Origin of the sequence: Alistipes dispar, assembly GCF_006542685.1 — a bacterium.
Lineage (GTDB): Bacteria > Bacteroidota > Bacteroidia > Bacteroidales > Rikenellaceae > Alistipes > Alistipes dispar.
This window is the reverse complement of the sequence record NZ_AP019736.1, coordinates 2,252,507-2,278,456: the sequence shown is the minus strand read 5'-3', so window position 1 is coordinate 2,278,456 and position 25,950 is coordinate 2,252,507. Positions and strand designations below refer to the sequence as shown.

Genomic DNA, 25,950 nt, shown 5'->3' with positions numbered 1-25,950 from the left:
CCCGGCCAAGCGGCGCCCGATGCCCCACGGAAACCCGCCGCGCATCGGACACCGCCGCCGGGTGTGTCCGCTTCGTGTCGGAATCTAATTCACGTCGGGCAGGAACGAGTAGTCGCGCGAATAGCCGAGCATCTGCTCCACGTAATCCGCCGGATAGGAGATACGCACGTCCGTCACCCGGCCGTCGCGCTCGACCAGTTCGTATTCGGGATTGACGAATCCGCCGTAAGGCTCGATCCCCAGCCCGTAGTAGCGGCTGCGGACCTCCTCGTGCAGCGCGGGATCGACCCGGACGGCATAGCGCTCGACCAGGTCGCGCCCCGCCTCGTAGTCGCCCTCGGACTTGATGCGCTGGATCTCGCCCAGCAGCTCGCCGAAGAGCGCGCGCAGACGGACGAAGTCGTTCACCACGACATAGGTCTTCCCGTCCTGCCGGACCCACTCGATCACGTTGTCGGCCCGGCCGTGCTCGTAGCACCACTCGGCGACCAGCTTGCGGTTGCGCATGTGCGCCTCCTCGACGTTCTTGCCCGGCTCGATACGCGCCAATTGGGTCATCAGACCGTTGAGAATGTATTTGGCATAGCCCGCCTTCGCCACGTCGAACGACGGCACGAGCCCCAGCTCGACCATCTTTCCGTCGCCGAGGTAGTAAAGTCCGAACAGGTCGGCGCGCGCCTCCTCGAGCGTCGAGGTGTAGCTGCGCAGCTCGCCGCCGCGCACTCCCGGCGCCAGTTGGCCCGAACCGTGACCCAGACACTCGTGCAGGTCGGTGTGCAGGTCGTCGGCCAGCTTGCCGTAGCGGTCCATCCGCTCGCGGTCGTCGGCACGCAGCACGAACTCTTCGTTGAAGCCGTTACCGTGCGCGGCGCGGTCGTAGGCATAGGTGATGTTGTCGATCGTCACCGACTTCGAACCGTACTCCTTGCGGATCCAGTCGGCGTTCGGGAGGTTGATGCCGATGGGCGTCGAGGGGAAGCAGTCGCCGCCCAGCATCGCCACGGTGATGACCTTGGCCGAGACGCCTTTCACCTTCGCCTTGCGGAAGGCCGGATCGACGGGCGAATGGTCCTCGAACCACTGGGCGTTGGCGGAAATGATCTCCGTGCGGCGGCAGGCGGCCGAATCCATGAAATTGACGTTGGCCTCCCACGACGCCTTGCGGCCCAGCGGATCGCCGTAGTCCTCGATGAAGCCGTTCACGAAATCGACGTTCGACACGGTATCCTTCACCCAGCCGATGTTGTAGCGGTCGAACTCCTTCAGATCGCCGCTTCTGTAATAGGCGACGAGCGTTTCGATATTGGTCTTCTGCGGCTCCCTGGCCACCGAGGCGGCCTTCTCGAGCCAATAGACGATCCGCTCGATCGCGGGCGAATACATGCCGCCGACGCGCCACGTGCGCTCGTGGAGACGGCCCGTGGCGGGGTCTTTCGTCAACTGCGAGTTCAGGCCATAGGAGACCGGCTCGGGATCGCCCGCCGCGGCAGCGGCCATCTCGGCGTAGAACCGCTCGGCCTCGGCCTGGCTCACGCCGTCGTAGTAGTTGCTCGACGAAGTGAGCAGCAGGTCGTCGCCCGCGCGCTGGTTGAGCTTCGTGGGATAGACCGCCGGGTCGAAAATGGCACGGCAGACCTCGCCCCGCAAGGCGTTCAGCGACCCGAACTTCTCCTCGGGGATGGTCTCGATCGCGTCGAGCAGATACCCTTCGGTGAATTCGGGCGTGAACTTGTCGTTCGAATAGTGATGGTGGATGCCGTTGGCGAACCACACTTTCTTGAGGTACTTCTCGAGCGCCTTCCACTCGGGCGTCGTGCGGTCGCCGCGGTAGTTTTCGTAGATGACCTCCAGCGTCCGGCGCACCGGCAGGTTCGCCGGACAGTTCTGGTCGTAGAGGATGTCGCGGCCGCACTTGGCCGCCTCGGACAGGTAATAGACGAGTTCCTTCTGCTCCAGCGGGAGATTTTCGAATCCGGGGACTTCGTAGCGGATCACCTTGATGTCGTCGAAGCGATCGACGATCCAGGGCCGGTCGTCCGCGGCGGGCGCGCCGCACGAAGCGAGAAGAGGCAATGCGAGAGTCATGGTTGCGTTCGTAAAGGGTCGTTTCATCGTTTGCAAAAGATTGGCCGTCCGCCCCGGCGGGGCATTCCGCCGCGACGGACGGCATGATTGCGAAAATGCGGCCGGAAGGCTTACAGCTCCCGGATCCAGATGTTGCGGAAACTGATCGGCTCGCTCGGGTCGCCGTGCGACTGCAGGCGGAGCGGTCCGGCGCCGTGCTTCACCACGCGCGGGAATCCGACGTACTCCGTGGTTCCGAGGATCGTCGTATTGTTCTGTAGCACCACGCCGTTGAGAATCACCGTCACGTGCGGCGGAATACGGTAGGAGCCGTCCTCCTTGAAGACCGGAGCGGAGTAGATGATGTCGAAGACGTTCCACTCGCCCGGGCGGCGCATGGCGTTCACCAGCGGGGGCGTCTGCTTATAGACGCTGCCGACCTGCCCGTTCACGTAGGTTTCGTTGCGGTAACCGTCGAGAATCTGGATTTCGTACTTGTCCTGAAGAAAAACGCCACTGTTGCCGCGCGACTGGCTCTCGCCGGAGATGCCCTCCGGAACGCACCACTCGAGGTGGAGCTGGAAGTTCTCGAAACTCCGCTTCGTCAGGATGTCGCCCTTCGACTTATCGACCGTGAAGACCCCGTCGTGCACGGGCCACTCGGCCGGACCGCCGCCGGCCGACGTCCAGGCCGACAGGTCGCTGCCGTCGAAAAGCACGACGGCGTCGGACGGGGCGCCGTTCGTCCGGCTGTCGCCCGGGGCGACCACCGCGGGCTGCGGCGTCCAGTATTCGGACATGCCGGGTGTCATCGGCTCCTGCCGGGGATAGTTTTTCTGCGCATGGGCCGCGATGCCCGCCGTACATGCCAGCACGGCCAGAGCGCCTTTCAGGTAAGCTTTCATGTTCATACGATTCTTATTTTACAGGTATGCAAAGATACGAAAATTCACTTTTCATTTCCCTTTCTTAATTATCTTTTCTACCTTTGCGCCGCAATCGTTTCAGAGAAAGGGATGAAAGTACTGACAAGCGTCAAGGAGCTCCGTGCCGAACTGGACCGGACGGAGCGGTCGGGCATCGGCTTCGTGCCGACGATGGGCGCCCTGCACGCGGGACACCGCTCGCTCGTCGAACGCGCCCGGCGGGAGAACCGGACCGTCGTGGTGAGCGTCTTCGTGAACCCCACGCAATTCAACGACAAGAACGACCTGAAGCACTACCCCCGCACGCCGGAGGCCGACGAGCGGCTGCTCGCGGAAGCCGGAGCGGACTTCGTGCTCATGCCGCCGGTCGAAGAGATCTACCCCGAACCCGACACCCGGGTATTCGACTTCGGGCAGGTGGACAAGGTGATGGAGGGCGCGACGCGGCCGGGCCATTTCAACGGCGTGGCACAGGTCGTGAGCCGCCTGTTCGACATCGTGCGCCCGGCGCGCGCCTACTTCGGAGAGAAGGACTTCCAGCAGATCGCCGTCATCCGAGCGATGGTGCGCCAACTGGCGCTGCCGGTCGAAATCGTCGAGTGTCCGATCGTCCGCGGCGAGGACGGACTGGCCCTCTCGTCGCGCAACACGCTGCTCGACGCCGCACACCGCGCCGCCGCGCCGCACATCTACGCCACGCTGCGCGCCGCCGCCGAACGGTCGCACGCAATGACGCCCGCCGAACTGAAGGCGTGGGTCGTGGCCGAAGTGGAGCGCAACCCGCTGCTGAAGGTGATCTACTACCAGTCGGTCGATGCGCTGACGATGCAGGAGGTCGCCGCATGGAGCGACGCCGGGCGCATCCAGGGCTGCATCGCCGTGCAGGCCGGAGCGATTCGTCTAATCGATAACATCCGCATCCGATAATGAAATTCCAGATCGAAGTCATCAAGTCGAAGATTCACCGCGTGACCGTCACGCAGGCCAATCTGAATTACGTGGGCAGCATCACCATCGACGAGGAGCTGCTCGACGCCGCCAACATGATCGAGGGCGAGAAGGTTCAGATCATGGACATCAACAACGGGGAGCGTTTCGAGACCTACATCATCAAGGGCGAACGCGGCAGCGGCGCGATCTGCCTCAACGGCGCGGCCGCCCGCAAGGTGCAGGTGGGCGACGTGGTAATCATCGCCTCCTACGCGCTGATGGATTTCGAGGACGCCAAAGCGTTCCGGCCCTGGATCGTCTTCCCCGACACGGAGACCAACCGGCTCATCCGGTAGTTTTTCCCGGCTCCGGGCCGTTCGCCGCAGAAAAAACCGTTCCGCAAAACATGGACATCACCCTCTCGATACTGGCCTTCGTCTTCACGATCACAGGTATCGTCGGTTGCATCGTTCCGGCGCTGCCCGGCGTCGTGCTGAGCTATGCGGGGCTGGTGTGCGCCTACTTGACCTCCTACTCGACGATCGGCGGCGCAGCGCTCTGGACCTGGCTGGCGATCACCGTCGCAGTGAGCGTCATCGACTATTTTCTGCCCGCATGGATGACCCGGCGGTTCGGCGGCTCGCGCGCCGGAGCCATAGGCGCCACGGTGGGCGTCTTCGCCGGGTTCTTCCTCTTCCCTCCGCTGGGCATCGTCCTCGGTCCCTTCTTCGGGGCCGTGCTGGGCGAACTGCTCCACGACAAGAGCGACCCGGGCAAGGCGCTGCTCGTGGGCATCGGCTCGTTCCTCTCGTTCATCGTCGGCACGGGCATCAAACTCGTCGCCGCCGTAGGGATGCTCCTGCATGTCACCGCCGACACCTACCCCGTACTCCGGGAGTGGGCCGCAGGACTTTTCTGATCCACAAGAATCCGCCTTTTCATCCCCCGGGACCGGAAACCGCCGGTCCCTTACACACAATATCCATACACGCGAAGGGGCGCATCCGCTGCGGCCCGCCCGCCGTTTTCCGTCCGGGAAACGCGCGAGGCCGCGACCTGTCGGATCGCGGCCTCGCGCAAGGGAAGCGGAATCTCCGCCGGGAGATCAATAGCGGTAGTGTTCGGCCTTGTAGGGTCCCTCCTCGGGAACGCCGATATAGTCGGCCTGCTTCTTCGTCAGGCGCGTGAGCTCCACGCCGAGGCTGGCCAGATGCAGCCGCGCCACCTCCTCGTCGAGCCGCTTGGGAAGGCGGTAAACACCCACCGGAAGCTTCTCCCGCCACAGCTCCATCTGTGCGAGGCACTGGTTCGTGAAGGAGTTCGACATGACGAACGACGGGTGGCCCGTGGCGCAGCCGAGGTTCACCAGACGCCCCTCGGCCAGAACGAAGATCGAATGCCCGTCGGGGAAGGTGAACTTATCGACCTGCGGCTTGATGTTGGTCTTCACGGCCGCCGACTTCTCGAGGCGCGCCATCTGGATCTCGTTGTCGAAGTGGCCGATATTGCAGACGATGGCCTGGTCGCGCATCCGCTCCATGTGTTCGAGCGTGATGATGTCGCAGTTGCCCGTACACGTGACGAAGATGTTGCCCTCGGGGAGTGCGCTTTCGACGGTCTTCACCTCGAAGCCCTCCATGGCGGCCTGCAAGGCGCAGATCGGGTCGATCTCCGTGACGATCACCCGCGCGCCGTACGAGCGCATCGAGCGGGCGCAGCCCTTGCCCACGTCTCCGTAGCCGCACACGACGACGACTTTGCCCGCGATCATCACGTCCGTGGCGCGCTTGATGCCGTCGGCCAGCGACTCGCGGCAGCCGTAGAGGTTGTCGAACTTCGACTTGGTGCACGAGTCATTGACATTGATGGCCGGCACGAGCAGCTCGCCGGCCTCCTGCATCTGATAGAGCCGGTGTACGCCCGTGGTGGTCTCCTCGCTCACGCCCCGCCACTCGTCCACGGTGCGGTGCCACTTCCGTCCGTCCTCCGCGAGAATCGTCCGAAGCGTCGAGAGAATCACCTCCTCCTCGTAGGACGAAGGGGTGCAGTCGAGCGTCGAGGCGTCGTTCTCGGCCCTGTATCCCTTGTGGATCAGCAGGGTGGCGTCGCCGCCGTCGTCCACGACGAGCTGCGGTCCCTTGCCGCCCGGAAACGAGAGGGCCATGGCCGTACACCACCAGTACTCGGGCAGCGTCTCGCCCTTCCAGGCGAAGACCGGAACGCCCGCGGCGGCGATGGCGGCCGCGGCGTGGTCCTGCGTCGAGAAGATGTTGCACGAGCACCAGCGCACGTCGGCGCCCAGCTCCACGAGCGTCTCGATCAGCACGGCCGTCTGGATGGTCATGTGCAGCGATCCCATCACGCGCACGCCCTTGAGCGGCTTGAGCGGCCCGTATTCCCGCCGCACGGCCATCAGGCCCGGCATTTCGTGTTCGGAGATCTCGATCTCCTTGCGGCCCCATTCGGCCAGCGACATGTCGGCGACCTTGTAGGGAAGCGTAGAATCCAAATACATAGCTTATCTGTTTTTTTAACGAAGTTACTGCGATTCCGTTCCGGCAATCCGGCGTCACTCCCGCTCGCCGGCGATCTGCGCCAGCACCGTCTCCCGGTCCCGGGCGATCTGGGCGCGAAGCTCCCCGACCGAAGCGAAACGGCGCTCGTCGCGGATCTTTCCGAGCAGCTCGACCCGCAGCCGCAGGCCGTACAGTTCGCCGCCGAAACCGAAAATATGCGTCTCCAGCCGCCGTTCGACGCCTCCGACCGAAGGGTTGCTGCCGAGGTTCGACATGGCGTCGAAAGTCCGTCCCCCGACCGTCGCACGCGTCCGGTAGACGCCGTCCGAAGCCCCGAAATGCTCCGGCACGGGCAGGTTGGCCGTCGGAAAACCCAGCTCGCGGCCGAGCCGGCGGCCGTGCTCCACCACCCCTTCGACGATCATGCCTGCGGCGTCCCGACCCGGAACATGCTGTTCCGGAGAGCCCCCTTCCGGGGCGCTCTGTCCCGGAACCGTCCGTTCCGCCTCCCTGCGCTCCGGGGCGGAAACCGCCGCCCGCACCCGCTCTTCCGACCGCTCCGCCATCAGATTTTCTCAGTCAGTTTACGCACCAGCCGGAACTGGGAGAAGAACTCCTTGGCGAAGACGCGGAGGACCGTATAGGAGGGAATCGCCAGCAGCATGCCGAGGATGCCGGCCAGCGAGCCGGCGATCAGGATCACGAGAAAGATTTCGAGCGGATGGGCCTTCACGCGCTCCGAATAGAGCGTCGGTTGCAGCACGAAGTCGTCCAGTCCCTTGAGGATCAGCAACGACCCGGCGATCACGAAGGCCGTATGTCCCACGGTCATCCCCTCGATGGGGGTCACGATGCCCACGAAGACCGAAAAGACGCCGCCGATGAGCGGGCCGGCATAGGGCACGACGTTCATCACGCCCATCACAAGACCGATGAACGCCGCGTCGGCCGCCTTCATCCCGAAGGCCATCATCGTAAGCGACACGGCGATCATGAGCAGCAGGCTCTCGGTGAGAATGCCCGTGAAGTAGCGCGCCAGCAGCACCGTGACCGAATCCAGCGCGCGCGTCAGATTTTCGCGGTAACGGTCGGGAAAAAGCGTGGTCACCATCGCGTAGAACAGCCCCTCGTCCTTGAGGAAGAAAAAGGTGATGAACGAGACGGAGAAGACGGAGATGACCGACGAGATGACGATGCCGACGATCGACGAGAAGACGCTGTTGAGCGACTCGAAGTCCACGACCTGCCGCAGCGTCCGCGTCAGCGCGTCGGGCAGCGAGAAGGAGCTGGAGGGCTGGGCGAAGAGCGACTGCAAGTAGTTCTGCGCCCGGGCGATCGGCTCCTCGATCGAAGCGACGACGGTGGCGAAATCGACGTGCGCCAACTGGTTGATCTTGTTGAAGACCAGCGGCACGAACAGCGAGCACAGCGTGGCGATCACCACCCAGATGACCACCAGCGCCGCAAAGGCCGCCAGCCAGCGGGGAATCCGCCAGCCCCGCACGTGCACGGCCGAAAGGCGCCGCACCAGCGGATTGCCCATGACGGCCAGCACGGCCGAAATGAGAATGTAAACGACGATCGACGAGAAGTACCAGACCAGGAAGAGCACGGCCGCAGCGGCGGCAGCACCGGCAATGAACCGCAGGAAGGTCTGGGGAGTCGTTTTCATGGTCCGGGGCATTTATTCGGCCGGCTGCTTGCGCAGACGCGCGATGGGCGTCTGCGAGCCGACGACGGGATCGCCGATCTCGACGAGCAGTTCGCTGTCTTTCGGCACGAGCACATCGACGCGCGAACCGAACTTGATGAAACCGCAGACGCTGTTCTGTTCGACGGCATGGCCCACCTTCATATAGGAGATGATCCGGCGCGCGATCAGTCCGGCGATCTGCCGGAAAAGCACCTGCTGGCCCGAAGGCATCCGCACCACGGTCGTCGTGCGCTCGTTCTCGGTGGAGGATTTGGGATGCCACGCCACCAGAAACCGGCCCGGATGGTACTTGAAGTACTCCACCTCGCCGCCTACGGGAACCCAGTTCATGTGGATATTGGTGATGGACATGAAAATCGAAATCTGCAACATCTCGCGGCCCAGATACTCGGTCTCCCGCACGTTCTCCGTGACGACTACGCGGCCGTCGCAGGGGGCGAAGACCAGGTCGGCATCGTGGATGCGCACGCGCCGCGGCTCGCGGAAGAACGCCACGATGAAGAACCAGAAGAGCAGCAGGAACGCCGTGCCGACCCACAGGAGCACTTCGCTCGCATCGCTCTCGAGCAAATGGTAAAAGAGCCACCAGATCAGCACGCACACGACGCCCGAGATTCCGATGATTTTGTAGCCTTCCTTATTTATTCTCATATCCGAAATCGGTTTGCAGTTACATTACGATAAGCATATACACCAGCACGAAAGGCGCCGAAAGCAGCATGGCGTCGAAACGGTCCAGCACGCCGCCGTGGCCGGGAATGAGCCGTCCCGAATCCTTGACGTCCGCGGCCCGCTTGAACATCGACTCGGCCAGATCGCCCAACACGGCCGTCGAGGCGGCGACGAGCGCCAGCCCGACCCAGGCGGCGTAGCCGCCGCCCGACACGTGCGCCGCGGCGAGTCCCAGCGCGACGGCCCCGGCCAGTCCGCCGAAGAACCCTTCCCACGACTTCTTGGGCGAAAGGCGTTCGCAGAGGCGGTGCCGCCCGCAGGTCATCCCCACCAGGTAGGCGAAGACGTCGTTGGCCCAGACGATGAAAATGTAGAAGAGCACGGGCCGGGGACACCACCCCTCGCCTGCCAGCACCGGAATATAGCACATCAGCGAGAAGGGCAACGCCACATAGACGACGCCCAGCAGCGTCACGCCAATGTCGGCGGCCGGATTCTCCCGCCCGCGGAACAGTTCGCAGACGAGCGTCACGGGCAGCAGCAGGAGCACGAACGCGAGGCCCCACTCCAGCCACGGGCTGTCGCCGAGCACGACATAGCCCCGCCCGAAGGCGATGCACCAGGCGAAATAGAAATTGAGCGCGAAGAGCGCGAGTCCCGTGACCGTACCGATCACGCGCTGGGGCGCTCCGCCCCGCTTTTCGGCCAAACCGTAAAACTCCGCCATGCCGGCCACGAGCAGCAGTGCCAGCAACGCGCCGAAACTCCACACCGACCAGATCACCGCGCCGAGCACCACCGCGCCGAGCACGATACCGCTCAACGTGCGCACTCCGAGGTTCTTCATCTTGTCACTCATCCGTCTGTCGAGGTTATTTGGATTCGAGATTCGCAGCTATTTCCCGCCGGATTTCCCCGAGGCGGCGGTTTCGGACACCTTCTCCGAAGCGGCTCCGGACGCCGCCGGACCGGCCGGTTCCGAAACCGCGGATCCAGTTCCCGGGACCGCAGCGCCTGACGTCTCCTCCGCGGCCGGCTGCGGAACATTCCCGGCGGCATTGCGTTCCGCCGCGGCCTTCGCCTCGGCTTCGCGGCGCTCCCGCTCGATGTCCTTCTTGCGTTTGCCGAAGATGCGCTCGACGTCCTCGGTGAAGACCACCTCGCGCGAAAGGAGCAGTTCGGCCAGCTCCTTCACGCCGTCGGCGTGTTCCCGCAGCACCTTCTCGGCCATGGCATAGGCCTGTTCGATCACGCGCCTGGCCTCGGCGTCGATCTGCTGGGCCGTCAGTTCCGAATAGGGTTTGGTGAAGGCCATGTCGCTCTGCCCCGTCGAATCGTAATAGGAGAGCGTGCCCACGTTCTCGCTCATGCCGTAGTAGGCCACCATGGCGTAAGCCTGCTTGGTGACGCGCTCCAGATCGTTCAGCGCCCCGGTCGAGACCTCGCCGAAGGTGAGCTGCTCCGACACGCGGCCGCCGAGCGTGGCGGCCAGTTCGTCCATGAGCTGCTCGCGCGTGGTGATCTGCCGCTCCTCGGGCAGATACCACGCCGCCCCGAGGGCCTTGCCGCGCGGGATGATCGTCACCTTGATCAGCGGGCTGGCGTTCTCGAGAATCCAGCTCACGGTGGCGTGTCCCGCCTCGTGGTAGGCGATCACGCGCTTCTCCTCGTCGGTGATGATCTTGTTCTTGCGCTCCAGACCGCCCACGATGCGGTCGATGGCGGCCAGGAAATCCTCCTTGGCGATGAATTTCTTGTTATGCCGCGCGGCGATGAGCGCCGCCTCGTTGCAGACGTTGGCGATGTCGGCGCCCGAGAAGCCGGGAGTCTGGCGCGCCAGGAACGAACGGTCGAGGTCCGGATCGAGCTTGAGCGGCCGCAGGTGCACCTCGAAAATCTCCTCGCGCTCCTTGACGTCGGGAAGCCCGACTTCGATCTGACGGTCGAAACGGCCGGCACGCATGAGCGCCTTGTCCAGAATGTCGGCGCGGTTCGTGGCCGCGAGGACGATGACGCCCGTATTGGTCTGGAAGCCGTCCATCTCGGTCAGCAACTGGTTGAGCGTGTTCTCGCGCTCGTCGTTGCCGGAGAATCCGGCGTTCTTGCCGCGGGCGCGGCCGATGGCGTCGATCTCGTCGATGAAGACGATGCACGGCGCCTTCTGCTTGGCCTGCTCGAAAAGGTCCCTCACGCGCGACGCGCCCACACCGACGAACATCTCCACGAAATCCGAACCCGAAATCGAGAGGAACGGCACGTTGGCCTCGCCGGCCACGGCTTTGGCCAGCAGCGTCTTGCCCGTTCCCGGAGGGCCCACGAGCAGCGCGCCTTTCGGTATCTTCGCACCCAGCTCCTTGTACTTGTCGGCCTTCTTGAGGAAATCGACGATCTCCATGATCTCGACCTTGGCCTCCTCCAGTCCGGCGACGTCCTTGAAGGTCACGCGCCGGGAGTTGTCCTTGTCGAATACCTGCGCCTTGGCCTTGCCGACGTTCATGATGCCTCCGCCGCCCCCGGCGCCCGCTCCGCGCGACATGGAGCGCATGATGAAGAACCACGCGCCGATGATGACCACCCACGGCAGCAGGTTGATGAGCAGCGACGTCCAGTCGTTCTTCTCGTTCTTATAGACGACGGGGACCGTATGGCCTGAGCGCTGCTCGGCGGCGCTCAGGTCCTCGCGGAACGAATCGACGGACCCGATGGTGAAGAACAACTGCGCACCGTTCTCGGGAATCCGTGCGTACTGCCTGTTCTCCGCGTCGTTGCGGTACTTCCCGATCGCCTCCTTTCGGAGAAAGACCTGCGCCTGGTCGCGGTTCACGACCTGAATGCGCTCCACCTCGCCCTGCTCGACCATCCGTTCGACAGAGGTCCAGTCGCTGGGCTGCGGGGCGTCGTTCCCGCCCCCCATGACGGCCCAGCCGATGATAAAAACGGCGGCCAGTCCGTAAAGCCAGAAATAGGAGGGCCGCGGCATGTTCATTCTATTGTTGTTCTTCCGTTGTTGTGCCATAAATCAAATTCACGCTTCGTATTCGTACTTCACCATCGGCGCATCGGCCCACAGCTCCTCGAGCTTGTAGAAACCGCGCAGATCGGTCTGGAAAATGTGTACCACCACGTCCACATAGTCCATGGCGATCCAGAGGGCGTTCTGCTGTCCCTCGACGCGCCACACCTTCTCGCCCAGCGTTTCGAGCACCTTCTCCTCGATGCCGCCGGCGATGGCCGCCACCTGCGTGGTGGAATCGGCGTTGCAGACGACGAAATGCGAGCAGATCGCCCCGTCGAACCCCGAGAGGTCCAGCGATACAATATTCTTACCTTTTTTATCTTCAATCGCGCTGACGATCGTTTCGATCAGTTTATCCATAAAAATCCGTTACGGGTCTATAACCTTGCAAAGGTACGAAAGATTATCCGGATTTGAAAATTATGGATTGCAAAATAGGAGCAGCCGGAGAAAAAAGCGGCCATGCCGGGCAACGCACGGCCGTGCCGTCGGGCGGCATGACGGACGGGCGGACAGGCCGCATCCGTCCGGCAGAGAGACGAAGCGGACCGACGGGGCCGCCGTCAGGCCCGGGCCGCCGGGACGTTCGCCAGAATCGTGTCCGTCAGGGCCCTGATGATCGAATTCTTGACATAGGTGCGCCGCACGGCGACGGCGATCTTGCGCGAAGTGGCCCCCTTGGCGATGGTCTTCAGCCGGTCGCGGCGATCGGCGGGGATGTACTCCACGGCCATCTCCGGAACGATCGTCAGACACGAGGTGCAGTCCACGATGCGCATGAGCGTATCGAGCGACCCCGACTCGAAGGTGTAGTGCGAAGGCATCGAACGGCGGGCCTGGCACAGCTCGATGATCTGGTCGCGCATACAGTTTCCGGGACTCAGAATCACCAGATCCTTCAGGTCGATGTCCTCGATGCGGATGTTCGACCGCTCGAAAAGCGGGTTCTCGGGCGACACGTAGGCATAGAAGCGGTCGCTGAAAAGCTCCTGCTCGGTGATCCCCTCGCCGCAGGTCCCGCTGGCCACCAGCGCGGCGTCGATCCGGTCGCGCTTGAGGGCCTCGACGATGTCGGAGGTAATCATCTCCGAGATTTCCAGCTCGACCTTCGGGTAGTCGCGCACGAAGGCGGGGATGAACTTGTGCAGCAGGTAGGGCGCGATGGTCGGAATGACCCCCAGCCGCAGCTTGCCCGCCGTCTCGCCCTTCAGCTCCGAAACCGCCTCGCGGATGCAGTTGTAGGCCTTGAGCGTCTCGCGGGCCTTCCCGATCACGACCTCGCCCGCCTCGGTCGGAATGACGGGCTTCTTCGAACGGTCGAGCAGCACCACGCCCAGCTCCTCTTCGAGGGCCTTGACCTGCATGCTCAGCGAGGGCTGCGTCACGAAGCAGTGCTCGGCAGCCTGGGAAAAACTGCCGCAGTTGGCCACCGCCAGCAGGTATTCGAGTTGGATTATAGTCATAGCAGCGCGTTATTTCGCAGGGCGAATATATAAAAAAAAACTATATCCGCCAACTTTATTAGGCCGCGCGCGCGGATTTTCGTATGTTTGTCCGATGAATCCACCGCGAAGCGGCGGCGAAACCCCGTCCCGGCCCGTCGGAAAGGCGCCGGAGAAGGGATACGACGACGACCGGACGACCGCTCCGGCGGGACCGTCCCGATCCGGACAGAAGCTCCGGACCGCACACGCTTCGCCATACATAAACGAAACACGACCGCTGAAAAACGCTATGGGAAAAATCATTCTTACCGGCGACCGCCCCACGGGCCGGCTCCATTTGGGGCATTACGTCGGATCGCTGCGCCGCCGCGTCGAATTGCAGAACTCGGGCGAATTCGAGCGCATATTCATCATGATCGCCGACGCACAGGCGCTCACGGACAATGCGGACAATCCCGAAAAGGTGCGGCAGAATATCGTGGAGGTGGCGCTCGATTACCTCTCGGCGGGTCTCGACCCGGCGCGTTCGACGCTCTTCATCCAGTCGCAGGTCCCCGAACTGTGCGAACTGGCGTTCTACTACATGAATCTGGTGACGGTGCAGCGCCTTCAGCGCAATCCGACCGTAAAGGCCGAAATCACGCTCCGCGGCTTCGCCGAAGGGGCGGCCGAGGGCGACACGACGCAGCGGCAGGGCATTCCCGTGGGATTCTTCACCTACCCCATCAGCCAGGCGTCGGACATCACGGCCTTCAAGGCCACGACCGTTCCGGCGGGCGAAGACCAGGAACCGATGATCGAACAGACGCGCGAGATCGTCCACAAGTTCAACTCCGTCTATGGCCAGACACTCGTCGAACCGGAGATCCTGCTGCCCGACAACGCCGCCTGCATGCGCCTGCCGGGAACCGACGGCAAGGCCAAGATGTCCAAGTCGCTGGGCAACTGCATCTACCTTTCGGACACGGCCGAGGAGGTCAGGAAGAAGGTCATGGGCATGTACACCGACCCCGACCACCTGCGCGTGGAGGACCCGGGCAAGGTCGAGGGCAACACGGTCTTCACCTACCTCGACGCCTTCTGCCTCCCGGAGCATTTCGGACGCTACCTGCCCGAATACGCCTCGCTCGACGAGCTGAAGGCCCACTACCGCCGCGGCGGACTGGGCGACGTGAAGGTGAAACGGCTGCTCATCGCCGTACTGAACGAGACGCTCGACCCAATCCGCGCCCGCCGCAGGGAGTACGAGAACCGCATCGGCGAAGTGTACGAAATCCTCCGCGCCGGCTCCGAAAAGGCCCGCGCGACGGCCGCCGAGACGCTCCGCGAAGTGCGCCGCGCCATGAAGATCGACTACTTCGACGACCGGGAGCTGATCGAGGAGCAGGCCCGGCACTACGCCGCGAAGGGCGAATAGCGCGGAATCGCCGGGAGCGGCGCCGGAACCGGAGGGGCGGCCTCCGGAACGCCGCCCCGGACCGCACACGTTTTAAAGACTGAGAACCATGCAGATCCGTACCGACCGCATCTACCGCATGTTCCTCCGCCTGACGCGGAGGCTGTCGAACCGCCAGATGATGATGCTTCTGGCCGTGGCGGTCGGTGCGCTCGCCGGAGTGGGCACCTATCTGTTCGAAATGCTCCTCTACGGCATCCGGAACGGGCTCACGCACTGGTTTCCGGTGGACAGCGCGCACGTGCTGCTGCTATTCTACCCCGCCGTCGGCATCATTCTGGCCACGCTTTTCGTCAAATACGTCGTCCGCGACAACATCTCGGAAGGCGTCACGCGCGTGCTCTACGCCATGTCGAGCCGCAACTCGCGCATCGCACGGCACAACTGCTGGACCTCGGTCGTGGGAGGCGCCACGACGATCGGATTCGGCGGATCGGTCGGTCCCGAGGCCCCGATCGTGCTGACCGGAGCGGCCATCGGCTCGAACGTCGGACGGCTGGCCCGGCTCAACTACAAGAACACCACGCTGCTGCTCTGCTGCGGCGCGGGCGCGGCGCTGGCCGCCATCTTCAAGGCCCCGATCACGGGCGTGGTCTTCGTGCTGGAGATCCTGATGCTCGACATCACCGCCGGCTCGGTCATCCCGCTGCTCATCGCCTCGATCACCGCGACGACCATGGCCTTCATGCTGCGCGGCTTCGACCCGATTCTGGCCGTGACGCTGGCTCCGGAGGACGCCTTCGAACTGTGGCAGATTCCGCTCTTCATCCTGCTGGGCGTGCTGTGCGGCCTGATGGCATGGTACTTCACCTCGATGAACTCGCGCGTCGGCGGCTTCTTCAAAGGCATCGACAGGCAGTGGAAAAAATGGATGTGGGGCGGCGCCATTCTCGGCGTGCTCATCTTCATCTTCCCGCCCCTCTACGGCGAAGGATACGAAGGATTCACCGCCCTGATGCACGGCAATACGCAGGTGTTGTTCGACAACTCGCTCTTCTACCGCTTCCGCGACATCGACTGGGTGGTGATCCTCTTCATCATCGCCACCATGTTCTTCAAGGTGATCGCCATGGCCTCCACCAACGCCGCGGGCGGCGTGGGCGGAACCTTCGCCCCGTCGCTGTTCGTCGGCGCGTTCACCGGGGCGACGCTGGCGCTCGTCTGCAACATGCTCTTCCAATGGGACGTCTCGGTGGTCTCGTTCACGCTCGTCGGCATGGCGGGCGTCATGTCGGGGGTGATGAACGCCCCGCTCACCTCGATCTTCCTCATAGCCGAACTGTCGAACGGCTACGGACTGTTCATTCCCCTGATGATCACGGCCTGCATCTCGTTCGCCGTGGACTACTACCTCGATCCCGACTCGATCTACACCAAACAACTGCGCCAGCGGGGCGAACTGCTCACGCACGACAAGGACCAGTCGGTGTTCGTCTTCCTCAAACTCGACGAGCTGATGGAGACCGACTTCCTGCGCATCAAGGAGAACATGACGCTGGGCGACATCGTGCACATCATCTCGACGGCCCGCCGCAACATCTTTCCCGTGATCGACAACTTCGGGCGGCTGCTGGGCGTGGTGCAGCTCGACGACCTGCGCGAGGACATGTTCAAGCCCGAAAAGTACGGACGGCCGATCTCGGACTACATGATCGCCCCGCCCGACCGGATCCTCGAGCACGAGTCGATCATGAGCGTCATGGAGAAATTCGAGGACAAACACACGTGGATGTTGCCCGTGGTGGACAAGAAGAACCGCTACCTGGGCTTCATCTCCAAATCGCGCATCCTGAACGCCTACCGCGAACAACTGGTGAAAATACAGCAATGACGACGAACGAATGGAACTGCCCCTGGGCCGACGAGACGGACTGCGCCGTGACGGTCTGCGACACGGAGGGGACCGTGCTCTACCAGAATGCCCGCTCGGCGGCGGTGAACGGCGACGTGCGCGGCCGTTCGCTCATCCCCTGCCACAACGAACGCTCGCGCGCCGTCATCCGGCGTCTGCTCAAAGAGGGCGGGCGGAACATCTACACGATCGAGAAACGGGGCGTGCGGAAACTGATCTACCAGACCGTCTGGCGCCGCGAAGGGCGGATCGGCGGACTGGTCGAATTTTCGCTGGAAATCCCCGCCGAACTGCCCCACTATGTCCGGGGTTGATTTTTTAGTCGCGTATATTTGCATAAATGTAAAATAAACTTTACATTTGCAAAGCGGACGGGAGTCGTGCGCACCTCCTACGGTCCGCAAACACGCAAAAAACAAAATCCTATGGACAAAATTCTGTTGTTTCCCCACGGATGCCGGAAAATCGGGTGGGGGCTTTTCATTCCCGCGGCCCTGCTGGGGGTGCTGATGCTGTTCGACGGTCTCAACGGGTTTCCCTCGTTCCTGCTGCCCGGTGCAGCAGAGGCGGGCGAAACATTGGATGCGGTCTGCAACAACGCCGTCATCGTCGGACTGCTCGCCGGAACGCTTCTCATCGCCTGCTCGCGCGAACGGATCGAAGACGAAGGGATCGGTCGCATCCGCCTCAATGCGCTGCTCGCGGCACTCTACGCGAACTGCGCGGCCGTCGCCGCCGCGGCGCTCGTCACGTACGGGGCCGAATTTCTGGACATCATGATCTACAACCTGTTCACCCTGCCGCTGCTCTTCCTCCTGATCTTCCGCTGGCAGTTGAGGCGGTACGCAAAGGAGGCTGCCGATGAAGAATAGAATCCGCGTGGAACGCGCCGAAGTGCGCATGACCCAGCAACAACTGGCCGATGCGGTCGGAGTCAGCCGCCAGACGGTGAATGCCGTCGAGACCGGAAAGTTCGTCCCCTCGACGCTGCTGGCGCTCAAGATCGCCCGGACCTTCCGCAAACCCGTCGAGGCGATCTTCGCCCTCGAAGAGGGAGAGTGATCCGTATCGCCCGGACCGCACACTCCGGCGACACGAAACGTCCGCCCCTGCCGAATCGCATCGGCAGGGGCGTTTTATCCGGATTTTTCGCATTTCCATACGTCACGCCGGTCGAAACCGCCTGCACACCGTGCGCAGCGGCCCGCCCCATTCCGCGAAACGTCACAGCGGCAGGAAAGAAATCGCCTGTCCGCCGCCGGGCGCCAGCACGACGTCGATCGCATCGGCCGAGGTGACGTAGCGTACCGAGACGTCGCAGGCCGTGGGGTCGGTCCGCCAGTCGGCGTCCGGCGCATCGGCGTAAATCGCCGCCTCGTAGGTCACCTCCGGCTCCAGAAAGTCCAACTCGAAATGCAGCGTGCGGGGCCGCTCGTTCGTCGCGGCCCCGAAATAGAACCGGTCGCCGGCACGGCGCACGACGACGACGTATTCGCCCGGCTCGCCCGCCAGCGCACGCGACCAGTCGCAGTCGGGATCGAAGTCGCGGAAGAACCGGAAAGCCGGGTGGCCTTCATAATGCTCGATCCTGTCCGACGCCATCTGCAACGGCGAATAGAGAATCACCCAGTCGGCGATCTGTCCGGCGAGGGTCGAATTGACGCGCATCCCGGCCTCCTCCCCGCAGTCCCGGAGACCGAAGCGCACCGAGTCGCGCGCGCACTCGCTGAGAATATCGAACGTGCCGGACGCACAACCCATCGGACCGGCCAGCAGGCGCGTGAAGGGCAGCATCACGCCGTGCGACGGCGGACCGCCAGCACACCGGGCGTCCCCGCAGCCGTACGAGCGCGTCATCATGTTGGGCCACGTGCGGCGGATGCCGCAGTCCTTGACCGGCTCGCGCATATCGACCGTCATGCAGTGCCGGGCCGCCGCCTCGACGATCCGCCGGCAATGACGCACGCCGTATTGGCTGCGGCGGGAGCAACCGTCGGGGAGCGTCCCCGAAAAATCCGTCATGAGGTTGTGCATGCCCAGCCCGGCGTACCGCATGAGCGCCGAATCGAGCTGCCGCCCGCATCCCGAAACGCAGTCGTCCGTCCCGCGGCAACCGATCAGTTCGATACCCAGGTCGCGGGCATATCCGGCGATCGCGACGATGTCGAAATCCCGGTAAGGCCCGCAGCAGTCGGAACACCGCGCGCTGTCCCGCACCTCCCGGCCTTCTCTCCGCCCGATCAGCACGGCGTCGATCCGGTTGTCGGCGGCGAATTCGAGGTAACGCTTGACCTGTTCGGTCGCCGCATCGTACCGCTCTTCCGCCGTCCGGGAGTCGGACTCCGAAGGCGTCGGCCACCGGACACCGATGCACTTCATCGGCCGTATCCACTCCGTGTCCCCGATCTTCGAGGGTTCGTTCAGATTCAGGATCAGCGAGGAGTTGATGAGTCCCACGGCTTCGGAAGCCAGCTGCACGGTGCGCCACGGCGTGACGAAACGTCCCGCGACACGCGCCTTCGTCCCGTCGGGCAGCGGCGCGAGGTCGCACCGGAAGGCGAGCGAATCGCACCAGCGGAGCGTCATCTCGGGATAGTCGTACAGCGCGGCTTCGTGGATGCTGCCGTAAAGCCCCGCGACGCGGAACGTCGCCGGGGTGTCGGCGTCCCCGAGGTCGCGCAGAGGCATCGCACGGCAGAGCGGCTCGCAGACGCCCGAATCCGCGGGAACGGTCCACGTGTCGCCGTCCGCGGCGAAGCGGAACTCGGTCAGCTCGCCGGTGACGACGAGCGAATCGCACGCCGGAACCTCGTACTCGTAGCGGAAGCCCAGACCGTCGTCGAAGAGGCGGAAACGCATCGTGAGGCGCACCTCGCCGCCGCGGTGCAGCGCGACGGTCATCTCGTTGTAGCGGCTGCGGTTGCGCTTGTTCTCGCCCCACGGCTGGGTCCACTCCTCATCGACAGAGGCGTATTCGGCCCCGTCCACCCGGAAATCGTGCGCGAGGTCCGCCTCCGCGGCCTCCAGACCGAGCAGCGAAGGTCCGAAAAGCGGACGGTCGCCGACCGAGACCGTATAGCGCATTTCGCCGCTCTTCCTGTCCGCGGCGAACTTCAGACGGATCGAACCGTCGGGCGAGGAGACCTCGGTTTTCGGCGTGCAGGCGAGCGTCGTACAGCAGACGAACGCCGCCCAGAGGAGTTTCTGCATCATGCGGGAACAATTCGGTTAGGTAGAACTCGGGTATATCGGGGCCGCGGCATCAGTATCCGCACACAGCCGGAAACGACCGGCCGCGGCAGCGCAGGTCCGCGGTTCCGACAAATATAATGCAAAGGAACCGGATTCCCGCCGTGCGAAGACAAAAACTTACAGTTTGATGTCGTAAATCTGGATGACGCCCGTCAGTCTGCCATCGTCGCCGGTCACCAGCAGCGAGGTGATCTTGTTGCGCGTCATCACGCGCTCGGCCTCGATGAGCTTCTCCCCGGCGCCGATCGTCTTGGGATGCGGCGTGGCGATGTCGCGGGCGCGGATATTGAAGAAGTCGGCCTTCAGACGCTCCATCGCGCGGCGCACGTCGCCGTCGGTCACGATGCCTTCGATGCGGTCGCCCTCGCAGACGACGATCAGTCCCAGTCCGCCCTTCGAAATGGTGTGGATCATCTCCACCACCGAACAGTCGGGCGAGACGACCGGCAGATCGTGGTCGCGCATGACGTTGCCCACGGTCATCAGCAGGCGCCGTCCGAGGCTTCCGCCCGGATGCAGGCGCGCGAAATCGACGCTCGTGAAGCCGCGCTGCTGCATGAGCGACACGGCCAGCGCATCGCCCATGGCGATCTGCGCCGTGGTCGAGGTGGTCGGCGCGAGGTGCAGGATGCAGGCCTCCTCCTCGACCCCGACGTTCAGGTGCACGTCGGAGTTGCGGGCCAGCGCCGAATCGTCGTTGCCGGTCATCGAGATCAGCCGGTTGCCGTTGGAGTGGATGAAGGGGACGATCTTCAGGATCTCGTCGGTCTCCCCCGAATAGGAGAGCGCCAGGATGACGTCCTCCTTCGAAATCATGCCCAGGTCGCCGTGGAACGCCTCCCCCGGATGCAGGAAGAAGCTCGGCGTGCCGGTCGAGGCGAACGTCGCCGCGATCTTGCGCCCGATGAGGCCCGATTTGCCCATGCCCGTAACGATGCATTTGCCGCGGCCGGCGAGAATCAGCTCCACGGCTTCGGCGAAGGCGTCGCCGAGGGTCTGTTCGAGGTGTCCGAGCGCCAGCATCTCGGTATGCACGGCCCGGCGGGCCACCGCAAGAATCTGCGCCTTGGTGGTATCGGTCATTGTATGAGTTTTTTGATGAGGTTTTCCAGATCGTCCAGCCGCAGCATGTTCGGGCCGTCGCTCAGGGCGCGGTCCGGATCGGGATGCACTTCGAAGAAGTAGCCGTTGGCTCCGAACGCCCGGGCCGCGAGGGCCATCGAGGGCACGAACTCACGGTTGCCGCCCGTCTTGCCGCCCGCCGCGCCGGGACGCTGCACCGAATGCGTGCAGTCCATCACCACGGTGGAGGCGATGCGCAGCATGTCAGGGATGTTGCGGAAATCGACCACGAGGTTGTTATAGCCGTAGATGTTGCCGCGCTCGGTGAGCCACACCTCCCGGGCACCCGCCTCCACAGCCTTCTCATAGGGGTAGCGCATGTCCTCGCCGGAGAGGAACTGCGCCTTCTTGACATTCACCGTGCGGCCGGTCTTCGCCGCCGCGACGAGCAGGTCGGTCTGGCGGCAGAGGAACGCCGGAATCTGGATCACGTCCACCACCTCGCCCACGGGCGCGGCCTGCCACGCCTCGTGGATGTCGGTCAGCAGCTTCAGCCCCCATTTGGCCCGCACGTCGGCGAGCATCCGCAGCCCCCTGTCGATCCCCGGGCCGCGGAACGAGGCGATCGAGGTGCGGTTGGCCTTGTCGAACGACGCCTTGAAGACGATCTCCGTCCCCAGCCGGCGGTTGATCGCGACGAGCCGCTCGGCCACCGCGTCCAGCAGTTCGGCCGATTCGATGACGCAGGGTCCTGCGATGAATTTCGGATTCATGGATATTTCAATGTTTTGTCCGGCTCCCCCCCTATCGCCTCCCCGCGCATCGCAGGGACGATGCGGCGGCGGGATCCGCCGGGTCTGTCATTCGAACTGTTTCAAAAAAGCCTCGGCGCGCACCAGATCTCCGGGCGTGTCGATCCCGACGGTCTCGGCGTCGCTCACCCCCACGCCGATCCGGAAGCCGTTCTCCAGCCAGCGCAACTGTTCGAGCGACTCGGCCCCTTCGAGCGGCGAAGGCGGCAGCGCCGTCACGGCCCGCAGCGCCTCGGTACGGAAGGCGTAAATTCCGATGTGCTTGTAAAACGTATGCCGCGCGAGCCACTCCTCGCGCGGCACGCCGCGCAGGTAGGGAACCACCGACCGCGAGAAATAGAGCGCCCGCGAATGCGCGTCGAGCACCACCTTCGGCGAATTGGGATTCTCCAGCGCAGCGAGTCCGTCTTCGGGCGCGAAGGGCCTGACGAGCGTGGCGATGTCGGTCCCGGGGTCGTCGAAGCAGCGCATCAGGGTCTCGAGCTGCGAGGCGCGGACGAAGGGCTCGTCGCCCTGCACGTTCACCACCGCGTCGAACGCCCCGCCGATCCGGTCGTAAGCCTCCCGGCAGCGGTCCGTGCCGCTCCTATGGTCGGGGGAGGTCATCACCACCCGCCCGCCGAAGGCGAGCACCGCCTCGCGGATGCGCTCGTCGTCCGTGGCCACCGCCACGTCGTCCAGCACCCCTGCTACCTGTTCGTAAACCCGCCGGATGACGGGTTTGCCGCCCAGCAGGGCCAGCGGCTTCCCGGGAAAGCGCGTCGAGGCGTAGCGCGCCGGGATGATTGCGATGAATTTCATGGCTCTATCCGTTCCGCGAGGGCGCTCCGCTGCCGTTTCGTCAGCTTCGCCTCCGCGAGTTCATACGATTTGCGCACCATCTCCAGCAGCACGCCGTCGGGCACGTCGCTGTCGAAACGCACGCTGATCCAATGCCGCTTGTCCATGTGCCACCCGGGGCCGACGCCCTCGTAGCGTTCGCGCAGGGCCCCGATCTCCTCCGGGGCGCACCGCAGCGTGCAGAAATCGAACGCCTCGGCATTCACGAAGCAGAACCACTTGTCCGCCACGTAAAACACGAGCAGATTGCGGTCGTAGTCCGACGACGCCTTCCCGAAAGGAAAGTCGTCGTGCGCACCCGGCAGGGAGAGGCAGAAGTTCCGGAACTCTTCGATATTCATAATATATGCAGTTCGTCCGTTTCGCCGGAACCGCAGAAGGGCTCCAGCGCTTTGCTCATCCTGTAATTCGTCAGCTCCAGACGGCCAGCCCGCCGCCGCTGCTTCGCATCCACCCGGAAGCCCTGCCGCTCGAAGAATCCCCGGGCCGTTTCGCTGACCTCCGACGCGATCCGCACGGCCCCCGCCTCCCGGGCGAACCGTTCGACGGCGGCATAGAGCGCCGTGGCCACTCCGCACCGCTGGAAATCCTTGTGGACGAAGAGCATGTGCATATACCCCTCTCCGTCCGCGGAGGCGAATCCCGTCATCTTCCCTCGCGCATCCTCGGCCACGAAGCAACGCTGCCGGGCGAACAGCTCCCGCCAATGCGTCTCCCCCTCGCCGCACGACGCCCAGTCGGCGACCTCTTCGGCCGTATAGTCCCGCCGATTGACGGAGAGCACCGTTTCGCGGAACAGCAGCCGCATCGCGGGGATGTCGGACACGAAGGCCGGACGGATACGGAACATGGCGCTCACGGTTCGGTCGGTCGTGTTACTCCAGCGCCAGACGCAGCACCTCGTCGTTGGTCCGCACGTAGTGGAACGTGAGGCCCTCGACGTATTCGGGCTTGATCTCGGCGATGTCCTTGCGGTTCTCCTCCGAGAGGATCAGCTCGGTGATGCCGGCGCGCTTGGCTGCGAGAATCTTCTCCTTCACCCCGCCCACGGGCATCACCCGTCCGCGGAGGGTCGTCTCGCCCGTCATGGCGATCCGCTCCTTCACCTTGCGGCCCGTATAGGTCGAGACGATCGACGTGACCATCGTGATGCCGGCCGAGGGGCCGTCCTTCGGAATCGCCCCCTCGGGGACGTGGATGTTGATGTCGTTCTTCTCGAACGCCTCGGGGTCGATGCCCAGCTCCTCGTGGTGGGCCATCACCCACTCGTGGGCGATCGTCGCCGACTCCTTCATCACGGCGCCCAGGTTGCCCGTGAGGCTCACCTTGCCCTTGCCGGGCGTCAGCACCGACTCGATATAGAGGATGTCGCCGCCCACCTCGGTCCAGGCCAGGCCCGTCACGACGCCCGTCATGCCGCCCACCTCGTACTGTTCGCGGAGGAACTTGGGCATGCCGAGAATCCGCTCCACGTCCTTCTCCCCGATCTCGGGGGCGAACGCCTCGTCGAAGGCGATCTGCTTGGCGCGGGCGCGGGCGATCTTCGCCAGCAGCTTGTCGAGCGAGCGCACGCCGGCCTCGCGCGTGTAGGAGGCGATGACGTGCTCGACCACAGCGGGAGTCATCACGAGCTCGCCCTCCTTGATGCCGTGGGCCTCGCGCTGCTTGGGCAGCAGGTGGTCCAGGGCGATGCGCACCTTCTCCTCGAGCAGGTAACCCGGGATGTTTATCATCTCCATGCGGTCGCGCAACGCCGGGGCGATGTTGCCCACGTTGTTGGCCGTGGCGATGAAGAGCACCTTCGACAGGTCGTACTCCATGTCGATGTAGTTGTCGTGGAAAGTGGTGTTCTGCTCCGGGTCGAGCACCTCCAGGAGCGCGCTCGACGGATCGCCGTGGTTCGAGACCGTCACCTTGTCCACCTCGTCGAGGATAATGACCGGATTGGACGACCCGCAGCGCTTGATGGTCTGGATGATGCGGCCCGGCATGGCGCCGATGTAGGTGCGGCGGTGTCCGCGTATCTCCGACTCGTCGTGCAGGCCGCCCAGCGAGATGCGGCCGAACTTGCGGCCCAGCGCCGCGGCCACGGACTTTCCGAGCGAGGTCTTGCCCACGCCCGGAGGGCCGTAGAGGCAGAGGATGGGGGATTTCAGGTCGCCCTTGAGCTTGATGACGGCCAGATGCTCCAGCAGGCGCTCCTTCACCTCGTCCAGCCCGAAGTGGTCGCGGTCCAGCTGTTCGCGGGCGCACTTCAGGTCGAGGTTGTCCTGCGTCACGTCGTTCCACGGCAGCTCCAGCAGCAGTTGGAGGTAGGTCATCTGCACCGAATACTCGGCCACGGCGGGATTCAGCCGCTCGACCTTCTGCAACTCCTTCTCGAAGGTCTCGCCCACCTCCTTGGGCCAGTTCTTCTTCTTGGCCTCCTCGCGCATCCTCTCGATGTCGGCGTCGGCGCCGTCGCCCAGCTCGTCCTGGATCGTGCGCATCTGCTGCTGGAGGTAGTAGTCGCGCTGCTGCTTGTCGATCTCCTGCTTGACGCGCTCCTGAATCTGGTTCTTCAGCTCGGCGAGCTGCTGTTCGCGGATCAGTATCTCGAGCAGCTTGCGGGCGCGAGCCAGCAGGCCGGGAGCCTCCAGCAGCGACTGGCGGTCCTCGTCGGTCAGCTCCATGTTCGAACAGATGAAGTTGATGATGCCGCGCTTGGAGTCGATGTTCTTGATGGCGAAGGCCGCCTCCTTGGGCATCGTCGGCGAGACGTTGATGATCCCCAGCGCCACGTCGCGGATCGAGTCCACGAGGGCCTCAAACTCGATGCTCTTCAGATCGGGCGTCGAATCGCGCAGCGCCACGACGCGGGCCTTGAAGTAAGGCTCCGTTGTGACGTACTCCGTGATCTCGATCTTTTCCAGCCCGTTCAGGATCACCGTCAGGTTGCCGTTGGGCATTTCGAGTATCTTGATGATGCGCGCCGCCGTTCCGACCTTGTACATGTCGTCCGGCGAGGGGTCTTCGACTTCGCTCTCGCGCTGCAGCACGGCGCCCAGGATGCCGCCTTCGGCATTCACGGCGCGCACGAGCGAGATGCTCTTGTCGCGCCCGACCGTGATCGGAGTGATCGCGCCGGGGAAGAGCACCGACGAGCGCAGCGTCAGAATGGGGATGATCTCCGGAACCTCGACCTGCTCGACGGTCTCGTCGCCGCCCGTCACGATCGGGATCACGCGGTGTTTTCCGTCCAGCAATTCGGGCACGAGGTTCGCGTCATCCGCCTCGATGGTTTCGATTTTATCTTTTTTACTCATAGTTTACTTTGATATAATGGTGCAAAGGTAACGATTTTTCACGGATTTTATTTTAAGTTTGGCAGATTGTTAATAACTTTGCCATCCT

General features: G+C 63.9%; 25 protein-coding genes. 8 read left to right on the top strand and 17 right to left on the bottom strand.

Annotated features, from left to right (window positions below):
• Nucleotides 1–84: 84 nt before the first annotated feature.
• Nucleotides 85–2,112 (bottom strand): dipeptidyl-peptidase 3 family protein, encoded by a 2,028-nt coding sequence (locus FME97_RS09545; protein WP_179954807.1) that lies wholly within the window; start codon nucleotides 2,110–2,112, stop codon nucleotides 85–87.
• An 83-nt stretch (nucleotides 2,113–2,195) separates the two neighbouring features.
• A complete protein-coding gene (locus FME97_RS09540) occupies nucleotides 2,196–2,975 on the bottom strand; it encodes a 3-keto-disaccharide hydrolase (RefSeq protein WP_141429327.1) in 780 nt (259 codons plus the stop codon).
• A 105-nt stretch (nucleotides 2,976–3,080) separates the two neighbouring features.
• Here FME97_RS09540 and panC point away from each other — a divergent pair, with 105 nt between their 5' ends.
• Genes panC through FME97_RS09525 form a run of 3 tightly spaced genes read left to right on the top strand, consistent with a single transcriptional unit; the run spans nucleotide 3,081 to nucleotide 4,839 of the window.
• Entirely contained in the window at nucleotides 3,081–3,917 is an 837-nt protein-coding gene (gene panC / locus FME97_RS09535; protein WP_141429325.1) for a pantoate--beta-alanine ligase, read from the top strand.
• A complete protein-coding gene (panD, locus tag FME97_RS09530) occupies nucleotides 3,917–4,276 on the top strand; it encodes an aspartate 1-decarboxylase (protein WP_141429323.1) in 360 nt (119 codons plus the stop codon). The genes panC and panD overlap by 1 nt, the downstream gene beginning before the upstream one ends.
• A gap of 50 nt (nucleotides 4,277–4,326) precedes the next feature.
• Complete coding sequence (locus FME97_RS09525; RefSeq protein WP_141429321.1) at nucleotides 4,327–4,839, top strand: DUF456 domain-containing protein; 513 nt, start codon at nucleotides 4,327–4,329, stop codon at nucleotides 4,837–4,839.
• Nucleotides 4,840–5,025: 186 nt separating this feature from the next.
• Here the strand turns inward: FME97_RS09525 and ahcY are convergent, their stop codons facing one another.
• The 8 genes from ahcY to FME97_RS09485 all read right to left on the bottom strand — a co-directional run bounded on the left by ahcY (nucleotide 5,026) and on the right by FME97_RS09485 (nucleotide 13,301).
• Nucleotides 5,026–6,435: an adenosylhomocysteinase gene (ahcY, locus tag FME97_RS09520; RefSeq protein WP_141429320.1), complete on the bottom strand. Its 1,410-nt coding sequence runs from the start codon at nucleotides 6,433–6,435 to the stop codon at nucleotides 5,026–5,028.
• 54 nt (nucleotides 6,436–6,489) lie between these two features.
• The gene (locus tag FME97_RS09515) at nucleotides 6,490–7,002 is read right to left on the bottom strand and encodes a riboflavin kinase (RefSeq protein WP_232522864.1); all 513 of its coding nucleotides are present in this window, start codon (nucleotides 7,000–7,002) and stop codon (nucleotides 6,490–6,492) included.
• Nucleotides 7,002–8,108 carry an AI-2E family transporter gene (locus FME97_RS09510; RefSeq protein ID WP_141429318.1) on the bottom strand — a complete coding sequence of 369 codons (1,107 nt, stop codon included), beginning with the start codon at nucleotides 8,106–8,108 and terminating at the stop codon, nucleotides 7,002–7,004. Before FME97_RS09510 ends, FME97_RS09515 begins: the two co-directional genes overlap by 1 nt.
• A 12-nt stretch (nucleotides 8,109–8,120) precedes the next feature.
• The gene (locus tag FME97_RS09505; protein WP_141429315.1) at nucleotides 8,121–8,801 is read right to left on the bottom strand and encodes a phosphatidylserine decarboxylase family protein; all 681 of its coding nucleotides are present in this window, start codon (nucleotides 8,799–8,801) and stop codon (nucleotides 8,121–8,123) included.
• Between the two features lie 19 nt (nucleotides 8,802–8,820).
• Nucleotides 8,821–9,681: a phosphatidate cytidylyltransferase gene (locus FME97_RS09500; RefSeq protein WP_232522863.1), complete on the bottom strand. Its 861-nt coding sequence runs from the start codon at nucleotides 9,679–9,681 to the stop codon at nucleotides 8,821–8,823.
• Nucleotides 9,682–9,717: 36 nt separating this feature from the next.
• Complete coding sequence (gene ftsH / locus FME97_RS09495) at nucleotides 9,718–11,838, bottom strand: ATP-dependent zinc metalloprotease FtsH (protein WP_141429313.1); 2,121 nt, start codon at nucleotides 11,836–11,838, stop codon at nucleotides 9,718–9,720.
• A 9-nt stretch (nucleotides 11,839–11,847) separates the two neighbouring features.
• Nucleotides 11,848–12,198, bottom strand: coding sequence for a ribosome silencing factor (gene rsfS / locus FME97_RS09490; protein WP_141429311.1), 351 nt, complete (start codon nucleotides 12,196–12,198; stop codon nucleotides 11,848–11,850).
• A 203-nt stretch (nucleotides 12,199–12,401) separates the two neighbouring features.
• On the bottom strand, nucleotides 12,402–13,301 hold the full coding sequence (locus tag FME97_RS09485) for a hydrogen peroxide-inducible genes activator (protein ID WP_141429309.1): 900 nt from the start codon (nucleotides 13,299–13,301) through the stop codon (nucleotides 12,402–12,404).
• 271 nt (nucleotides 13,302–13,572) lie between these two features.
• Here FME97_RS09485 and trpS point away from each other — a divergent pair, with 271 nt between their 5' ends.
• From trpS to FME97_RS09460, 5 genes are all read left to right on the top strand, one after another.
• On the top strand, nucleotides 13,573–14,700 hold the full coding sequence (trpS, locus tag FME97_RS09480; protein ID WP_141429307.1) for a tryptophan--tRNA ligase: 1,128 nt from the start codon (nucleotides 13,573–13,575) through the stop codon (nucleotides 14,698–14,700).
• Nucleotides 14,701–14,788: 88 nt separating this feature from the next.
• Complete coding sequence (locus FME97_RS09475; protein ID WP_141429306.1) at nucleotides 14,789–16,570, top strand: chloride channel protein; 1,782 nt, start codon at nucleotides 14,789–14,791, stop codon at nucleotides 16,568–16,570.
• The gene (locus FME97_RS09470; RefSeq protein ID WP_141429304.1) at nucleotides 16,567–16,905 is read left to right on the top strand and encodes a PAS domain-containing protein; all 339 of its coding nucleotides are present in this window, start codon (nucleotides 16,567–16,569) and stop codon (nucleotides 16,903–16,905) included. Before FME97_RS09475 ends, FME97_RS09470 begins: the two co-directional genes overlap by 4 nt.
• Before the next feature lie 111 nt (nucleotides 16,906–17,016).
• On the top strand, nucleotides 17,017–17,463 hold the full coding sequence (locus tag FME97_RS09465) for a hypothetical protein (protein WP_141429302.1): 447 nt from the start codon (nucleotides 17,017–17,019) through the stop codon (nucleotides 17,461–17,463).
• The gene (locus tag FME97_RS09460; protein ID WP_141429301.1) at nucleotides 17,453–17,653 is read left to right on the top strand and encodes a helix-turn-helix transcriptional regulator; all 201 of its coding nucleotides are present in this window, start codon (nucleotides 17,453–17,455) and stop codon (nucleotides 17,651–17,653) included. Before FME97_RS09465 ends, FME97_RS09460 begins: the two co-directional genes overlap by 11 nt.
• A gap of 162 nt (nucleotides 17,654–17,815) precedes the next feature.
• Here the strand turns inward: FME97_RS09460 and FME97_RS09455 are convergent, their stop codons facing one another.
• The 7 genes from FME97_RS09455 to lon all read right to left on the bottom strand — a co-directional run bounded on the left by FME97_RS09455 (nucleotide 17,816) and on the right by lon (nucleotide 25,862).
• The gene (locus tag FME97_RS09455) at nucleotides 17,816–19,804 is read right to left on the bottom strand and encodes a glycoside hydrolase family 97 protein (protein ID WP_141429299.1); all 1,989 of its coding nucleotides are present in this window, start codon (nucleotides 19,802–19,804) and stop codon (nucleotides 17,816–17,818) included.
• 156 nt (nucleotides 19,805–19,960) lie between these two features.
• Nucleotides 19,961–20,926 carry a KpsF/GutQ family sugar-phosphate isomerase gene (locus FME97_RS09450; RefSeq protein ID WP_141429297.1) on the bottom strand — a complete coding sequence of 322 codons (966 nt, stop codon included), beginning with the start codon at nucleotides 20,924–20,926 and terminating at the stop codon, nucleotides 19,961–19,963.
• A complete protein-coding gene (gene kdsA, locus FME97_RS09445) occupies nucleotides 20,923–21,678 on the bottom strand; it encodes a 3-deoxy-8-phosphooctulonate synthase (RefSeq protein WP_141429294.1) in 756 nt (251 codons plus the stop codon). The genes FME97_RS09450 and kdsA overlap by 4 nt, the downstream gene beginning before the upstream one ends.
• A gap of 87 nt (nucleotides 21,679–21,765) precedes the next feature.
• Nucleotides 21,766–22,518: a 3-deoxy-manno-octulosonate cytidylyltransferase gene (kdsB, locus tag FME97_RS09440; RefSeq protein WP_141429293.1), complete on the bottom strand. Its 753-nt coding sequence runs from the start codon at nucleotides 22,516–22,518 to the stop codon at nucleotides 21,766–21,768.
• Entirely contained in the window at nucleotides 22,515–22,898 is a 384-nt protein-coding gene (locus FME97_RS09435) for an MmcQ/YjbR family DNA-binding protein (RefSeq protein ID WP_141429290.1), read from the bottom strand. Before FME97_RS09435 ends, kdsB begins: the two co-directional genes overlap by 4 nt.
• Complete coding sequence (locus FME97_RS09430; protein ID WP_141429289.1) at nucleotides 22,895–23,407, bottom strand: GNAT family N-acetyltransferase; 513 nt, start codon at nucleotides 23,405–23,407, stop codon at nucleotides 22,895–22,897. Before FME97_RS09430 ends, FME97_RS09435 begins: the two co-directional genes overlap by 4 nt.
• A 25-nt stretch (nucleotides 23,408–23,432) precedes the next feature.
• Nucleotides 23,433–25,862 carry an endopeptidase La gene (lon, locus tag FME97_RS09425; protein ID WP_141429287.1) on the bottom strand — a complete coding sequence of 810 codons (2,430 nt, stop codon included), beginning with the start codon at nucleotides 25,860–25,862 and terminating at the stop codon, nucleotides 23,433–23,435.
• Between the last annotated feature and the right edge of the window lie 88 nt (nucleotides 25,863–25,950).

Coding starts and splice junctions, on each gene's coding strand:
- FME97_RS09470 (WP_141429304.1), top strand. CDS start 16,567: ATGACGACGAACGAATGGAACTGCCCCTGGGCCGACGAGACGGACTGC.
- FME97_RS09540 (WP_141429327.1), bottom strand. CDS start 2,975: ATGAACATGAAAGCTTACCTGAAAGGCGCTCTGGCCGTGCTGGCATGT.
- FME97_RS09450 (WP_141429297.1), bottom strand. CDS start 20,926: ATGACCGATACCACCAAGGCGCAGATTCTTGCGGTGGCCCGCCGGGCC.
- panC (WP_141429325.1), top strand. CDS start 3,081: ATGAAAGTACTGACAAGCGTCAAGGAGCTCCGTGCCGAACTGGACCGG.
- FME97_RS09515 (WP_232522864.1), bottom strand. CDS start 7,002: ATGGCGGAGCGGTCGGAAGAGCGGGTGCGGGCGGCGGTTTCCGCCCCG.
- FME97_RS09525 (WP_141429321.1), top strand. CDS start 4,327: ATGGACATCACCCTCTCGATACTGGCCTTCGTCTTCACGATCACAGGT.
- FME97_RS09435 (WP_141429290.1), bottom strand. CDS start 22,898: ATGAATATCGAAGAGTTCCGGAACTTCTGCCTCTCCCTGCCGGGTGCG.
- FME97_RS09505 (WP_141429315.1), bottom strand. CDS start 8,801: ATGAGAATAAATAAGGAAGGCTACAAAATCATCGGAATCTCGGGCGTC.
- FME97_RS09545 (WP_179954807.1), bottom strand. CDS start 2,112: ATGAAACGACCCTTTACGAACGCAACCATGACTCTCGCATTGCCTCTT.
- FME97_RS09475 (WP_141429306.1), top strand. CDS start 14,789: ATGCAGATCCGTACCGACCGCATCTACCGCATGTTCCTCCGCCTGACG.
- FME97_RS09455 (WP_141429299.1), bottom strand. CDS start 19,804: ATGATGCAGAAACTCCTCTGGGCGGCGTTCGTCTGCTGTACGACGCTC.
- FME97_RS09430 (WP_141429289.1), bottom strand. CDS start 23,407: ATGTTCCGTATCCGTCCGGCCTTCGTGTCCGACATCCCCGCGATGCGG.
- FME97_RS09510 (WP_141429318.1), bottom strand. CDS start 8,108: ATGAAAACGACTCCCCAGACCTTCCTGCGGTTCATTGCCGGTGCTGCC.
- FME97_RS09465 (WP_141429302.1), top strand. CDS start 17,017: ATGGACAAAATTCTGTTGTTTCCCCACGGATGCCGGAAAATCGGGTGG.
- trpS (WP_141429307.1), top strand. CDS start 13,573: ATGGGAAAAATCATTCTTACCGGCGACCGCCCCACGGGCCGGCTCCAT.
- lon (WP_141429287.1), bottom strand. CDS start 25,862: ATGAGTAAAAAAGATAAAATCGAAACCATCGAGGCGGATGACGCGAAC.
- kdsA (WP_141429294.1), bottom strand. CDS start 21,678: ATGAATCCGAAATTCATCGCAGGACCCTGCGTCATCGAATCGGCCGAA.
- FME97_RS09500 (WP_232522863.1), bottom strand. CDS start 9,681: ATGAGTGACAAGATGAAGAACCTCGGAGTGCGCACGTTGAGCGGTATC.
- FME97_RS09460 (WP_141429301.1), top strand. CDS start 17,453: ATGAAGAATAGAATCCGCGTGGAACGCGCCGAAGTGCGCATGACCCAG.
- kdsB (WP_141429293.1), bottom strand. CDS start 22,518: ATGAAATTCATCGCAATCATCCCGGCGCGCTACGCCTCGACGCGCTTT.
- FME97_RS09485 (WP_141429309.1), bottom strand. CDS start 13,301: ATGACTATAATCCAACTCGAATACCTGCTGGCGGTGGCCAACTGCGGC.
- ftsH (WP_141429313.1), bottom strand. CDS start 11,838: ATGGCACAACAACGGAAGAACAACAATAGAATGAACATGCCGCGGCCC.
- rsfS (WP_141429311.1), bottom strand. CDS start 12,198: ATGGATAAACTGATCGAAACGATCGTCAGCGCGATTGAAGATAAAAAA.
- ahcY (WP_141429320.1), bottom strand. CDS start 6,435: ATGTATTTGGATTCTACGCTTCCCTACAAGGTCGCCGACATGTCGCTG.
- panD (WP_141429323.1), top strand. CDS start 3,917: ATGAAATTCCAGATCGAAGTCATCAAGTCGAAGATTCACCGCGTGACC.